Origin of the sequence: Saccharomonospora sp. (genome assembly GCF_027317685.1) — a bacterium.
Classification (GTDB): Bacteria; Actinomycetota; Actinomycetes; order Mycobacteriales; family Pseudonocardiaceae; genus Saccharomonospora.
This window is the reverse complement of sequence record NZ_DAHVQP010000033.1, coordinates 36,430-49,921: the sequence shown is the minus strand read 5'-3', so window position 1 is coordinate 49,921 and position 13,492 is coordinate 36,430. Positions and strand designations below refer to the sequence as shown.

General features: G+C 66.8%; 12 protein-coding genes. 2 read left to right on the top strand and 10 right to left on the bottom strand.

All coding sequences use genetic code 11. The annotated features are described in order from the left end of the window. From pglW to M7H19_RS03905, 6 genes are all read right to left on the bottom strand, one after another. Positions 1-4,290, bottom strand: a 4,290-nt coding sequence (gene pglW, locus M7H19_RS03930; RefSeq protein WP_298177191.1) for a BREX system serine/threonine kinase PglW, incomplete at its 3' end; no start/stop codon positions are given. Positions 4,291-4,476: 186 nt separating this feature from the next. Continuing rightward, positions 4,477-5,277: an exodeoxyribonuclease III gene (locus M7H19_RS03925; protein ID WP_298177189.1), complete on the bottom strand. Its 801-nt coding sequence runs from the start codon at positions 5,275-5,277 to the stop codon at positions 4,477-4,479. Between the two features lie 87 nt (positions 5,278-5,364). Beyond that, complete coding sequence (locus tag M7H19_RS03920) at positions 5,365-5,700, bottom strand: SH3 domain-containing protein (RefSeq protein ID WP_298177187.1); 336 nt, start codon at positions 5,698-5,700, stop codon at positions 5,365-5,367. A 186-nt stretch (positions 5,701-5,886) separates the two neighbouring features. Further along, positions 5,887-6,372, bottom strand: coding sequence for a hypothetical protein (locus M7H19_RS03915; RefSeq protein ID WP_298177185.1), 486 nt, complete (start codon positions 6,370-6,372; stop codon positions 5,887-5,889). Between the two features lie 287 nt (positions 6,373-6,659). Beyond that, positions 6,660-7,145: a hypothetical protein gene (locus tag M7H19_RS03910; RefSeq protein WP_298177183.1), complete on the bottom strand. Its 486-nt coding sequence runs from the start codon at positions 7,143-7,145 to the stop codon at positions 6,660-6,662. 125 nt (positions 7,146-7,270) lie between these two features. Then, entirely contained in the window at positions 7,271-8,494 is a 1,224-nt protein-coding gene (locus M7H19_RS03905) for an NADP-dependent isocitrate dehydrogenase (RefSeq protein ID WP_298177181.1), read from the bottom strand. A gap of 224 nt (positions 8,495-8,718) precedes the next feature. Here M7H19_RS03905 and M7H19_RS03900 point away from each other — a divergent pair, with 224 nt between their 5' ends. Together M7H19_RS03900 and M7H19_RS03895 are read left to right on the top strand one after the other, a co-directional pair. Then, positions 8,719-8,916, top strand: coding sequence for a DUF1918 domain-containing protein (locus M7H19_RS03900; protein WP_298177178.1), 198 nt, complete (start codon positions 8,719-8,721; stop codon positions 8,914-8,916). A 388-nt stretch (positions 8,917-9,304) separates the two neighbouring features. After that, a complete protein-coding gene (locus M7H19_RS03895) occupies positions 9,305-10,537 on the top strand; it encodes an MFS transporter (RefSeq protein WP_298177176.1) in 1,233 nt (410 codons plus the stop codon). 46 nt (positions 10,538-10,583) lie between these two features. Here M7H19_RS03895 and M7H19_RS03890 read toward each other — a convergent pair whose 3' ends face one another. Genes M7H19_RS03890 through M7H19_RS03875 form a run of 4 tightly spaced genes read right to left on the bottom strand, consistent with a single transcriptional unit; the run spans position 10,584 to position 13,255 of the window. After that, a complete protein-coding gene (locus tag M7H19_RS03890) occupies positions 10,584-11,108 on the bottom strand; it encodes a GtrA family protein (protein ID WP_298177174.1) in 525 nt (174 codons plus the stop codon). Between the two features lie 22 nt (positions 11,109-11,130). Further along, entirely contained in the window at positions 11,131-11,451 is a 321-nt protein-coding gene (locus M7H19_RS03885; RefSeq protein ID WP_298177172.1) for a DUF3017 domain-containing protein, read from the bottom strand. After that, on the bottom strand, positions 11,448-12,302 hold the full coding sequence (locus M7H19_RS03880) for a bifunctional methylenetetrahydrofolate dehydrogenase/methenyltetrahydrofolate cyclohydrolase (protein WP_298177170.1): 855 nt from the start codon (positions 12,300-12,302) through the stop codon (positions 11,448-11,450). Before M7H19_RS03880 ends, M7H19_RS03885 begins: the two co-directional genes overlap by 4 nt. Continuing rightward, entirely contained in the window at positions 12,299-13,255 is a 957-nt protein-coding gene (locus tag M7H19_RS03875; RefSeq protein ID WP_298177199.1) for a DMT family transporter, read from the bottom strand. Before M7H19_RS03875 ends, M7H19_RS03880 begins: the two co-directional genes overlap by 4 nt. Between the last annotated feature and the right edge of the window lie 237 nt (positions 13,256-13,492).

Below are 13,492 nucleotides of genomic sequence, written 5' to 3'. Positions count from 1 at the left end.
CTCCGACTCCGTCAACGCTTCGACACGCAGACCGTCGAGCTGAGGTGCTTCCCGTGCCGACTCGCCCGGACACAACACCCACAGGCCATGCGGCTTCGCGCTCGCTGAACGGGCCGCCTGCTGCAAACTTGTCAAGAACTCACGCCCACCCAGGTCGGCATAGCGGCCCACCAAACCCGCATGGTGCAACAACAACACCGTGCGCTCACCCGCAACCGCGGCCACCAGTCGCTCACGCAGCCGCTGCCACACCTGCTGCACGTACCAACGGAAACCCCGACTCGGTAGCCCCGTCCGCCCGAAGCCGGCGTCCAACCTGCGCACCAGCTCCCAGTCCTGGCCGCGCTCGGCGATCAACTCACGGAATGTCGCCACAAACTCGCTGTCCACGTGCACCGGGTGCACCGGATACCGCGACGCCAACGCCTCGGCAGCTCCCGGCAGATACACCCCCCGCAGCGTCAACGCCAAGAACCCGCCGTACTCCCCCGCCCTGGCGAGTTTGTCACCCAACACCTCCCGTGGGTCCAAACCACCGGAGAACAGCGGACCGTGACCACTTCGGCTCGTACTCGACGACACGGCCGAACGGGAGAACTTCGGCTCCGGCGGCCGGAACCGCTTCGCCTCGGTATCCCATTCCAGCGGAGTGCCCGCCGCGTGAAGCGCCTCCTCCAACTGCACATACGAGATTCGGTCGTCCACCACGACAGTCGGGAACCGCACGCGCACCTTCGACAACAAGTCCTCACGCGTGATCCCCGTTTCACGGCGCACCCCCACCGCGGCTTGCGACATGCGCAACGCCCGCACCACATCCAACTCCCGGGGATACAGCTCCGACCGCGCCGACGCCGCCGCCCGCCGCGACATCACCGCGGCCAACTCCACAAGACGCGTATCCGCCTGCGAGGACAGCCCCTCCGGAGCCGGCACCGCCCGCAACTCCCGCACCACCATGCCCCGGCCGGGAAGCGGGTCCATCGCCACCAACTCGTCGGCCCGCGCCCCCAACGCCACGGCGTAGTCAGCCAACTCCGGAGCGCTCGGTGCGTCGGTGCCCGGCAAAGACTCCAACGCAATCAACACGTGATCGCCACGCCGCAACGCCGAGAACCGTGGGCCTTCCTCGTCCTCGTCCTCATCCTGTTGCCGCTCCCACGCCTCGGTGTCCACCGCCGCACGCACCACCGCCAACGACCTCGCCAAGGCACGTTCTCGAGCCTCCGGCTCCGCGACTCCGTACTTGGCTCTCACCGCGGCCGCCAGCTCGTGCGCCGTCATCACCCGGCCCGCCTCGGCGACCAGCTCCACCAACTCGTCGCGCACCCTCGACAGCCACGGCTCGGCCGCCCACGCCTTCACTGCCGCGCGGTAATGCTGCGACACCGTGCCCTGCGTGATCTCCAGCCGCCGGGCGACCTCGGTCTGCGTCGGCCACCGCAGTAGCTCATCGTCCTCGCCCTCCGGCAAGCCGAGCGTCAACCGCACGACATCGGCCTTGCGCGAACCCCTCCGCGCCTTCTGCGGCACCAACCACGCAACAAAATCATCCACAGTGGACAAACCGGGCGTGGCCTCCGGGGCCGGCCGGTCAGGCTCGTCCTGCAGCGACAGCGCCCGCGCCCACTGCTTGTACCGGCGGTTCAGCTCGTTGCGCACCACCTTGCCCGCACCGCGCGCTCGACTGATCTCATACGGCCGCACCTGCTCCAGCAGTTCCCGCACCGTCGTGGCACCCAGCGACTGCGCCAACGACACCGCGCGCGGGCTCAACCCGGCCACATCGAGCTGCGTGTCCAAGGTCGCCTTCTCGGCGTAGAAGTCGCGGGCTTCGTCCAGCGTCTTACCTTCGATGCCCACCGTCTCCGGAGTGGTCAGCGGCTGGGCGGTATCCGCCGCGGTGAACACCTCCCGCCAGGCGTCCTCCATCTGCCGCAACGTGTCGAACCGGCGATTGACATCCCGATGCAACGCCCGCTGGAAGAACTCCGTCAGCCCGTCGCGCAACGCCGGCTCGAACAACTCCGCCGCGAGCACGGGAGTCTCATCGCTGCTCGTGCGCGGGTCACTGACCCCGTCACCCCACACCGGCCGCTGGCCGGACGCCATCTCGTGCAGAGTCACCGCCGCCGCATAGCGCTCGGCATGATCGTCGTAAGCGGGACGACGGTTGGTACCCAGAAACGGATCCAGATACCCGCGTGTGCCTGCCGTGACATCGCGCTCCGAGGCCTCGGCCAGCGAGAAGTCGAACAACATCAACTGTGTCGACCGGTCGGCCCTGCGGTAGACGCCGAAGTTGTCCGGCTTCAGATCCCGGTGCCGCACACCCTTACCCGCGAGCTGATCCAACGCGGTGAACAAGTCGCGGCCGTAACGCTCCAGGTTGTGGTAGCTGAGCTTGCCCTCGGCCCGCAGCAACTCCCCCAACGTGTAGCCCTGCGGATCCTGACCACCCGCGTACTCCAAGTCGAGCACGGTACGGCCACCGATCTCGCGGGGACCGTCGAGCAGCTTCACCACCACACCGCCACCGACCAGCGTCAGGGCCCGGGCCTCCGCGTGCAGGTGCTGCGCCTTGTCCTCGTCGAGCGCGACCTTGAGGACCCGACGCTCGGGCTGCTCGTCGTCGGTGTCCACACTCCGGACAAGCAATGCCCGCGCCGTGGCACCGGTACCGAGCACCCGCTCAACACGCCACTGCTCATCCACCATCTGCCCTGCCGACACCGTCAATGGGTCGACCACGGGCACGGACGACTCGGGCAGCGACTCCCACTCCGCCGCATCCAACCGCTTGAGGAAAGCGTCCGCCGACTCCAACCGCTGCGACAGGTCCGTGCGGGTCGCGTCGAACACCAGCGCGTCGAGCGCATCGGAGATACCATCCGACACCGCGTACGGATGCAGACCGTGGCTTTCGGCCAGCCGCTCGATGAGGCCGCTGCGCTGGGCGGCAGGTGGCTGCCCCGTCAGGATCAGAAACGACACCGCACCCAAGCCGAAGACGTCGAGGTCCACCGGGTCGGCGTGCGGGGCGAACTCCGGCGCCAGATACACCTCCGCCGAACCGTCCAGATGCTCGCCGGTCAACGACGTCTTGCCCACCGTCGACAACGACGTCGTGTCGAAATCACGGGCGGCGGCCTGCCAATCGGTGATCCGCAACACCGGGTCGGAACCGTCGTCCTTGGCCTCTACCCACACCGAACGCGCCGACAGGGCGCGGTGGTAAAGCGAACGATGGTGGGCGTACTGCACAGCCTCAGCGAGCTGCCGCACCAAATCAAGCCGAGTGTCGATGCTGAGCCGTTCACCGTGGATCTCGAGATAGGAATCCAGCCGCAGATCCGACGAATTGTGCCGGAAGAGGATCGCGGGACCGCTCTGATGTTCCCGGAACTGCACAGCCTGCGCGATGCCGCGGTGAGTGATGCCCTGCAACACCTGGTACTCACGCCGCGCGGCCCGCTCCACCGACTGCCGCCGCTCCTCGACGGCCTGCTGCTCGGTGAGGTAGATGCGGACCCGACCCTCATCGCGCACAAGGCCCGTGTGCTTGGCGAGACGGTCCTCCCACGTCGGCCCCGCGTCCAACACCTCGCCGGAAAGCACCCAGTCATCACCGAAATGCAGGTGCGCCGTCGAAGCCCGAATGCCGATCTTCTTCAGCAGCTCCGGCAACCGCTGCGAGAACTCCGGACTGACCCGCTGCTGCTCCCGCTGCGGCGGACGCGACAACAGATCACGCCAAATCCAATCCAGCCCCTCGACCTGTTCGTCCCGGCCATACACGCGGGTGCGCTGCACCTCGTCGAGCTCCGACACCAACCCGGGTGCGGAAAGGAAAATCGCCGGCTCGATCCACGGTATCCGCCCGCTGTACCCGGTCTGCTTGGCGGCCCACTCCAAACGTTGCTTGAGTTCCTTGCACTTCAGGTCGGTGAGATGCAAAGGGTTGCGCAACGTGCGTGGCCGTTTCACTCCTTGCCTGAAGAAGCTCCACGTCTCGCCGTTGTTCACCACACGCCCGGTGTGTCCTTTGAGCTCCACCAAGTAAAGCCCACCGGGAACCGCGATCAGCAGATCGCACTCATTGATTCGGCCGGACGCCGCGGTGAACGAGAACGTGGCCCAAGCACGATACGGCTCCGCCTGCGGCATCAACCGCTTGATGTGGTCCAGACCGTCCTGCTCCCACGGATACGGAGACGTCCGCTCCTGAAACCACCGTTTCCGAGCGGGAGGCGGCGCGGGCTTCGGTGTCGGTCTCCGGCCCTGAGTCATTCCGCCACCTTCCTTTGACCTAAGTCACAGCGCGACGGATCCCGATCTTAGCGCCGCCACAGGTGGTTCGGATCCGTTACCGGCGATCCCTGACTCAAGCGCCTACGCGACGAATGTGCGATCCGCTCGGACGACTGACAACGCCACCCCGACTCGACGAGGCAACCCTCGCCCGGTTCGCCGACCTCACCCCAGCTCGTACGTCGCCGTCACCGGCGCGTGATCGCTCCAGCGTTTGTCATAGCTTTCGGCCCGTTCCACCACCATCGACGTGCACCGGCGGGCCAGGCCGGGCGTAGCGACGTGGTAATCGATGCGCCAGCCCGCGTCGTTGTCGAACGCCTTACCCCGGTACGACCACCACGTGTACGGGCCGGGACCCTCGGGATCCAGGTGCCGCTGCACGTCAACGTAACCGAGTTCATCGAACACGCGGGAAAGCCAGGCACGCTCCTCGGGCAGGAACCCGGCGTTCTTGCGGTTGCCCTTCCAGTTCTTCAGGTCGATCTCGGCGTGGGCGATGTTCCAGTCACCGACGACCAACACTTCCTTGCCTTCCGAGGACGCCTTGTCCCGCAGCGTCGCCAGGTACGGCAAGAAGGTGTCCATGAACCGTTCCTTCTCCTCCTGCCGCGGTGTGTCGACCTCGCCGCTGGGCAGGTAGAGACTGCCCACGACCACACCGGGCAGCCACATCTCGACGTAACGACCGCTGTCCTCGAACTCGGCCTCGCCGAAACCGACACGCACGGACTCGGGTTCGATGCGGCTGTAGATGCACACGCCGTTGCGGCCCTTGGTGGCGCACGCGGCGTGGACGGTGTGCCAACCCGGCGGTTCCCGCAGCGCGTCGGACAGAACACCGGGATCGGCCCGCACCTCCTGGCAGGCGACGACGTCAGCCGACGTGGCCTCGAACCACTCGCTGAAACCCTTCCTGGCGGCGGCCCTTAGGCCATTGACGTTGACGGTCGAGACGGTGAGCACGTCTGGCAGGCTACCTTCACTCGTCGCGGGAATGCCCCCGGCCGACCGGTCCCGATGATCGAGCCACACGACATCCCGTGGCGCGGGTCATTCGCAACGGTCGCCGTCGACCGGTTCGAGATACTCGTCGGCCGCCCAGTGGTGGTCGTCGATCTTGCGGAAACCGTCGCGCACCTGGGTGGTGGCGTCGATCTCGGCACCCTGGCGGAACTTTCCGAGGATCTCGTGGCCCGTGCCCGGGCCGGAACGCACGTTGAGCAGGTCGGCGGTCACGGTCATCGCGCAGACGGTCTCCTTCTTCTCCGACCCACCGCCACCGTCCTGGGCTTCCGAGGCACGTTGTTCGGAGCCGGTCGTGTAGATCATCGCCAGCCCCAGGACGACGCCGACGACGATGAACACTCGCTTCGCACCACCCAGCACGCCAACGCTCCTTGCCCACCGCAACCCGACCTGCGTGCAGGGTAGGGAGTTTTCCCCTCCAGCGACAGCCCCATGCGGACGAACCTGCCCTCACCATTTCAAGCACAGAGGGTCACCATGCGTGTTCGCCGTCGCGGTCACCGCTCGATAGCGCGTCGGCACCTCGCCGAAATCTCACACGGAGCCTCACACACGGAGACTCGCCTGCTGCCGTAGCACTTCCACGAGCCGGTCGGCATCCGGTGTCGCGATGACATACGTACGGCCGGCGCGGGTGGTGACCCTGGCGGCCGGACCCGAGTCGAACAGGAAGCCGACGAGGTCCTTACCTCGGCTCTTGTAGCCCCAGCCGGAGAAATCCGCCCACGGATCGACCGTGCCCGGCTCGACGGACGCCACGTCGGCGAGGGGGATCGTCTTGCGGAACACCGGCGTCATCGCCAGCCGTAGCGTCGTGTCGTCCACCGTGATGACACCCCGGCTGGTCAACATCGCACTGGAGAACCCCAGTATGAGCACCGTGACCACGGCGGGAACCCACATCGACCCGGTCGCGAGCAGCCACATGATCCCGGCGACGACGAACGACTCGGCGAAGAGCACCCACAACAGCACCTTCATCGCTTTCGGAGGGCGTAAGACGCGCCGGTAGTGGTACACGTTGTTTCCCACCTGCCCTCCACCGCTTGGCCGACCGAGCGAAACAGAAGCGAAGCGCCCAGAGCGATACCGGCTCGCACGATATCTTCACCAACAGGTCGACGGCCGGTTCGGTGATCACATAGTAGCTTAGTCCTAAATGGATACTCTTACCGTTGGGCCGGATCGGACGACGACCACCGACGGTTTCCGAAGATGCCGACAAGGCGGTGACGCCATCCGCCGGTAACGCCCCTTCCTGTCTTTTCCTGGAAGGAGCGAGGCCCTGTCCGACCGACGAGAAGAAGGGCCACGTTCCGCTACAGCACGTCGTCGGCGGTCTCACCACCGCCGAGGTGTGCGCGCTCCCGCAGGATGTCCACGAGCCGGTCAGCGTCCGGGGCCGCCACGACGAACGATCGTCCGTCCCGCAACGTCACCTTCGCCGCCGGACCGGCCTGGAACACGAAAGCCGCATCGCCGCCCCCGAGCGGCCGGTACCCGTAGCCACCGAAGTCCATCGGCGCGACCCGGGTGAGCTCCACCGAGGTGATGTCGGGCAGCGGAAGCCGCTTACGGAACAACGAACCGACGGCCAGCACCAACTCGTGGTCGTCCACGGCGATCCGGCCACGCACGGAAAGCAACGGCAACAGCGCCAGACACATGGCCGTGACGGCGAGCTTGCCCCACAGCGGCCCCTCCTCCAGCCACACGAACACCGTGACCACCAGGCAGAGGACGAACACGGCGAACATCGACCGGTCGAGCCACCGGGGCAGAAAGACCGTGGTGTCGTAATGCAACGTCCCCCCCGGATCGGACGACGACCACCGACGTCGCCACAGCGCTGATGTCGGATACAGCGTTGATACAGCAAGGCCCCGACCGGCGGCTACCGATCGGGGCCTTACGGGTTGACGAAAACCCGTCAGCTCTGGGCGATCTTGGCGGCCAAGTTGCGGTCCAGCGTCGCGAGGAATTCCTCGGTGGTCTGGTACGGCGTGTCACCGCCCACCAACAGCGCGAGGTCCTTGGTCATCTTGCCGCTCTCGACGGTCTCGATGACGACCTGCTCCAGCTTGTTGGCGAAACCGATCAGCTCGGCGTTGTTATCGAGCTTGCCCCGGTGCTCCAGCCCGCGAGTCCACGCGAAGATCGACGCGATCGGGTTGGTCGAGGTCGGCTTGCCCTGCTGGTGCTGGCGGTAGTGGCGGGTGACGGTGCCGTGCGCGGCCTCCGCCTCCACGGTGCGGCCGTCCGGCGTGCGCAGCACCGAGGTCATGAGACCCAGCGAGCCGAAGCCCTGGGCCACGGTGTCGGACTGCACGTCGCCGTCGTAGTTCTTGCAGGCCCACACGTAGCCGCCCTCCCACTTGAGGGAGGCCGCCACCATGTCGTCGATGAGCCGGTGCTCGTAGGTCAGGCCCTTGGCCTCGAAGTCGGCCTTGAACTCGTTCTCGTAGATCTCGGCGAACACATCCTTGAACATGCCGTCGTAGGCCTTGAGGATGGTGTTCTTCGTCGACATGTACACCGGCATGCCGCGGTCGAGGCCGTACTGCAGCGACGCGCGCGCGAAGTCCTCGATCGACTTGCGGTAGTTGTACATGCCCATGGTGACGCCGCCGCCCTCGGGGAACTTGGCGACCTCCATCTCGACGGGCTCGGAGCCGTCGTCCGGCGTGTAGGTGATGGTCACGGTGCCGGGGCCGGGGACCTTGAAGTCGGAAGCCTTGTACTGGTCACCGTGGGCGTGACGGCCGATGATGATCGGCTTCGTCCAGCCGGGTACGAGCCGGGGGATGTTGGAGATGATGATCGGCTCGCGGAAGACGACGCCGCCCAGGATGTTACGGATGGTGCCGTTGGGGCTGCGCCACATCTTCTTGAGGCCGAACTCCTCGACACGGGCCTCGTCGGGCGTGATGGTGGCGCACTTGACACCCACGCCGTGCTTGGCGATGGCGTTCGCCGCGTCGACCGTGATCTGGTCGTCGGTGCGGTCCCGCTCCTCGATGCCCAGGTCGTAGTACTCCAGGTTGATGTCGAGGTAGGGGTGGATGAGCTTGTCCTTGATGAACTTCCAGATGATGCGGGTCATCTCATCGCCGTCGAGTTCGACGACGGTGCCCTCGACCTTGATCTTGGCCATGAGCAGGGACGCTCCTCTCGCGGGTCTTCGCGGTTCCTCGGCAGTTAACGGTACAAGCGTACTGGTAGACCGTAGGTCACAGGCGCACACCAGGGTTACCCAGCGGTAATATCCGGACCACGGGTCGCCCTCAGACTAGCCCGCCCACGAATTACCACCACCGTTCTGCGAGTCGCCGGCCCCCTTGCGCGCTTCTACACTCGACTATGCGGAGGTGGTATGCGATGCGAGCAGCCGTGGGAGACATCATCCGCGTACACGGACACACCGTGGGCGTGGACGGCCAAGAGGGCAAGATCATCGAAGTTCGCGGAGAACACGGCGAGCCGCCATACCTGGTGCGGTTCTCCGACGGACGCGAAACGCTCATGTTCCCGGGATCCGACGCCGAGATCCTGACACCCGAAGAACAAGCCAAATGACGTGACAGTGGTTCGGCAGGGTCCGGCAGGATCCGACGACAGCCTGACCGCGGTCCGATCGAAGTCCGGCACCTGCCCGACCACGCTCCTACGGGCCCCGGCGCACCGCTCACGCCGGGGCCCTTTCTTATGCACACGAGCTGCAGAAACAGCGACCCGCCCGACTAAACCTGATTGTGACCAGCGCCACGTCGAATCAGGATGACAGCCGGGCTTTTTTCGGTTGAACTAGACGACAGATAGATCCCAGCGACGACGAAGTCACGGACGTCGATGCCGATCCGGCTGGGACTATCGTTCTTCCTTTTCGCCCGTTTCTTGATCGATCCAGTCTCAACTTCGAGGCATTCGCACGATCAATCTCCGTCCTCGTCCCGAAGGGAGCCTTGTGCCCATCGCGCTGCTTGCGCTCGCGATCGGTGCCTTCGGCATCGGCACGACCGAATTCGTCATGATGGGTGTGCTGCCGGAGATCGCCCGTGACCTCGGTATCTCCATCTCCGCGGCCGGCAACTTCATCACCGCCTACGCCCTCGGCGTCGTGGTGGGAGCCCCGTTGCTGACCGCCGTGGCAGTGCGCCTGTCCCGCAAGACCATGTTGTTGTCCATGATGGGCGTGTTCATCACCAGTAACGCCCTGTTCGCCTTCGCTCCCACCCACCAGGTCGGCATGCTGTTCCGGTTCCTCGCCGGACTCCCCCACGGCGCGTTCTTCGGAGCCGGGGCAGTGGTGGCCGCCAACCTGGTGGGGCCACAGCGCAAAGCCAAGGCCGTGTCCATGATGTTCCTCGGCCTGACCCTGGCGAACGTCATCGGCGTTCCCGCGGGCACCTTCCTCAGCCAACAAGTCGGCTGGAGGGCCACCTTCGGTGTGGTCGCGCTGATCGGCGTCGTCGCTCTTGTCGCCATCGCCAAACTCATACCCCACCAGCGGCAGACCTCAAACATCTCGCTGCGCGGCGAACTCGGCGCGTTCCGCAAGCCCGAGGTGTGGTTCGCGCTGGCCATCGTCACGCTCGGCCTCGGCGGTGGGTTCGCCAGCCTCAGCTACGTCTCGCCGGTGCTGACCGAGGTCTCCGGTTTCGACGGCACCAGCGTCACGCTCCTGCTGTCGCTGGCGGGGCTAGGCATGACCCTCGGAAACGTGCTCGGCGGCCGGCTCGCCGACCGTTACCCGCTGCCCGGCCTGTACGGCGCGCTGACCGCCCTGTCGGTCGTGCTCCTGACGTTCACCGTCACCGCGAACAGCAAGATCGGCGCCGCCGTCACGCTGTTCCTCGTGGGCATGACCTCGTTCATGGTCGGCCCGATGATGCAGGCCCGAATCATGGAGAAGGCCGGTGGCGCGCAGTCGATGGTGTCCGCCGCCGTGCAGTCGGCGTTCAACATCGCCAACTCCATCGGCGCCTACCTCGGAGGCCTCGCCATCGCCGGTGGCTTCGGCCTCGTGTCCCCCAACGTGGTGGGTGCCATGTTGGCCGTGGTCGGCCTCACGCTGACCGTGGCGTCCGCCGTCTTCGACCGCAAGCGGTCCCCCGCCGCCCCTGTCGAGGACGACACCCCGTCCGAGCCCGGCACCGAGCCGCGGCTGGAGTCCCGACCCGAACCCGTCGCGGCGTGACATCGTCGCGAACCGCCCGGCAAGGGGCGTCTCGGCCATCCCCCCGTCATGGCCGAGACGCCCCTTTCGGCGTTTCGGGTGTGTCCTGTGCGTCTTTCGGAAAGACCCAGCGACGGAACGCCCAGAACCGCCACACCATCGCCAGCGCCACTCCCAGCACCGAGCCGCTGAGGAAGTCGGCGACCTCCTGGGTGAGCAGGTCCACGTGCGGCCGTTGCAGACCGAGGGCGTAGCGGGAGAGATACAGCGGTGTCACGTTGATGACCAACGCGGCCGCGCTGACGAGGAAGAACAACGTGGCCTCGTGCGGACGCTCCCGACCACCCCGAGCCCGGAACGACCACTCCCGATTCAGCACGTACGACGCGATGGTCGCCACGAGGATGCCGACGCCCTTCGCCGTGGTCGGGTGGTCCGCGAGAACGGTCAGTTTCAGCAGGTACCAGACGGCGTTGTCGATCACGAAGGTGATCGCGCCCACCACGGCGAATTTCAGCAGTTCCTGGTGTCTCGCGGTCAGCACACGCGACACCCCGGGCAGACGGGCGGCGACGGCGGCCAACACACTCATCACGGTCCCCCTCGGCGCGCCGTCAGCGCAGCGGTCCCCCGGTGATCGTCAACGCGACGAACAGGATCAACAGACCCAGCCCGGCGTAACTGAGCACGTCCACAGTTCTGGTGCGGATGGCCAACAGTCCCGTCCGTTCGTGCGACAACGCCGCCCGCAGCACGGCCGCCACCAGCAACGCGCCGCCGATCAGTACCGCGCCCTCCCGCCAGTGGTACATCGCGATGCGCACCATGCCGAATGCGACCAGGGCCAGCACCGCGGCGAACGGCAGGTGCATCAGCACCGAATCGCGCTGCCGCCGGGATTTGTGCGGATCCCGCGTGTCCACGACGTCGCTCACCGCCGCGCGGCCCGCTCGGCGGCCTCGACGACGTTGGACACCAACATCGCCCTCGTCATCGGCCCCACGCCGCCCGGGTTGGGGGCGACGAAACCCGCGACCTCGGCCACCCCCGGCGCGACATCGCCGGTGAGTTTGCCGTCCACCCGCGAGACACCAACGTCGAGCACGGCCGCGCCCGGACGCACCATGTCCGGTGTCACGAGTCCCGGCGATCCGGCCGCCGCGATGACCACGTCGGCCCTGCGCACCTCGGCCGCGAGGTCCCGGGTGCCCGTGTGGCACAGCGTCACGGTGGCGTTGACGTCCCGCCGGGTCAGCAACAGACCTAAAGTCCGGCCCACCGTGAGGCCCCGGCCCACGACCGTCACCTGCGCGCCGTTCAGCGGCACCTCGTACCGGCGCAGCAGTTCGATGATTCCCGCCGGTGTGCACGGCTGGAAACCCGGCTCGTTCAACACCAGGTTGCCCAGGCTCAGCGGCGCGAGCCCGTCGACGTCCTTGGCCGGGTCGATGCGCTTGAGCACCGCGCTCTCGTCGAGGTGTTTCGGCAACGGAAGCTGCACGATGTAGCCGGCACAGGCCGGGTCGGCGTTCAACTCGTCGATGACGGCGTGCAACTCGTCCTGGGAGATGTCGCCGGGAAGATCTCTCCGGATCGAGTTGATCCCCACTTTGGCGCAGTCGGCGTGCTTCATCTTCACGTACGAGTGCGAGCCAGGATCGTCACCGACGAGTACCGTCGCCAAGCCGGGCGTACACCCCTGCTCTGCCAGAGTCGACACCCGTGGCGCCAACTCGGCGAAGATCGCGTCCTTGGTGGCCCTGCCGTCGAGAATCGTTGCCGTCACGGCGCTGATTCTTCCAAAGCGCGGCCACCCCCGCGCCGTCCGCCCACCGCGGCCACCGCGACGGCCACCAGGGCCACCGCACAGCCGAGCAGCGTCGTTGCGTGTACACCGCCTTCGGTGGCGGGCGCCACGTGATCGATGACCACCGAACCGATCAGCTGTCCCGCCACCGAGGCCAGGCCGAACAGCAGGACACCCGTCCACGACACGAGCACCGCCGCCACCGCGATGAACACGACCCCGATGGCTCCCCCGAGGTACAGCGCCGGTTCACCGGGAAGCGTGTCCGGTGCCGCGTTGCCGAAGAACAACAACGACACGACCCACGCGACGGCCAGGAGCGTGGTGCCCGCCGTGAAGTTCACCAGCGCGGCGGTGAGCGGACTGCCCACCGCTTCACCGACCCGGCCGTTGAACGCCTGCTGCACCGCCATGCCCGTCCCCGCGAGCACCGGAAGCACCAGCGCCCACACACGCTCGACGTCGGCGTCGACGAGGTCGCCGCTCACCGCCACTCCCACGGCCGCCACCATGAGCGCCGCCCCGAGACCGCGGGGCCACGTCAAGGCCCGTGCTCCCGCGGGCCCGAGTCCGAATCTGTCCACGGCCAGACCGCTCACCGTCTGGCCCGCCACGACCCCGACGGTGAACATGGCGACCCCGATCAGCGTCACCGTTCCCGCCTGCCCCAGCACGAACGTCGCGCCCGCGAACCCACCGAGGCAGTGCCACGGCCGCAGGACTCCGGCCCGAAGAGCCGGCACCACCCGGACGAGCCCGGCCCGCATCCTCGCCGAGAACACCAGGGTCAGCAGCAACAACAGCAGGCCGGTGCCGAACGAGATCACGGCGGCGAGCACGACGTCGTCCAAACGCCCGCCCAGCTCGCCGTTGACCCGGCTTTGGGCCGCCATGCCGAGCCCGGCGACGACGGCGATGACAAGACCCACGATTTCCTTGGCCGTGACACCCCGCCCGAAAGCGGTGTTCGGGGGATCAGGTGGGGTCGATTGAGTACGTTCAGTAGCCATCACGGCCCGATGCTTGTCGCTTTCCCATTCCAAGGTTGCTTCGATCCGGTGAAATGTGGCGCTCCGCACTCGGTTTACCCCTTGCGGGCACGTAAGTTGACCAAAGGATCGCGATGATCTGCACATGTGCCGTGCATCAACGGCGTTCATTGGTCAAGA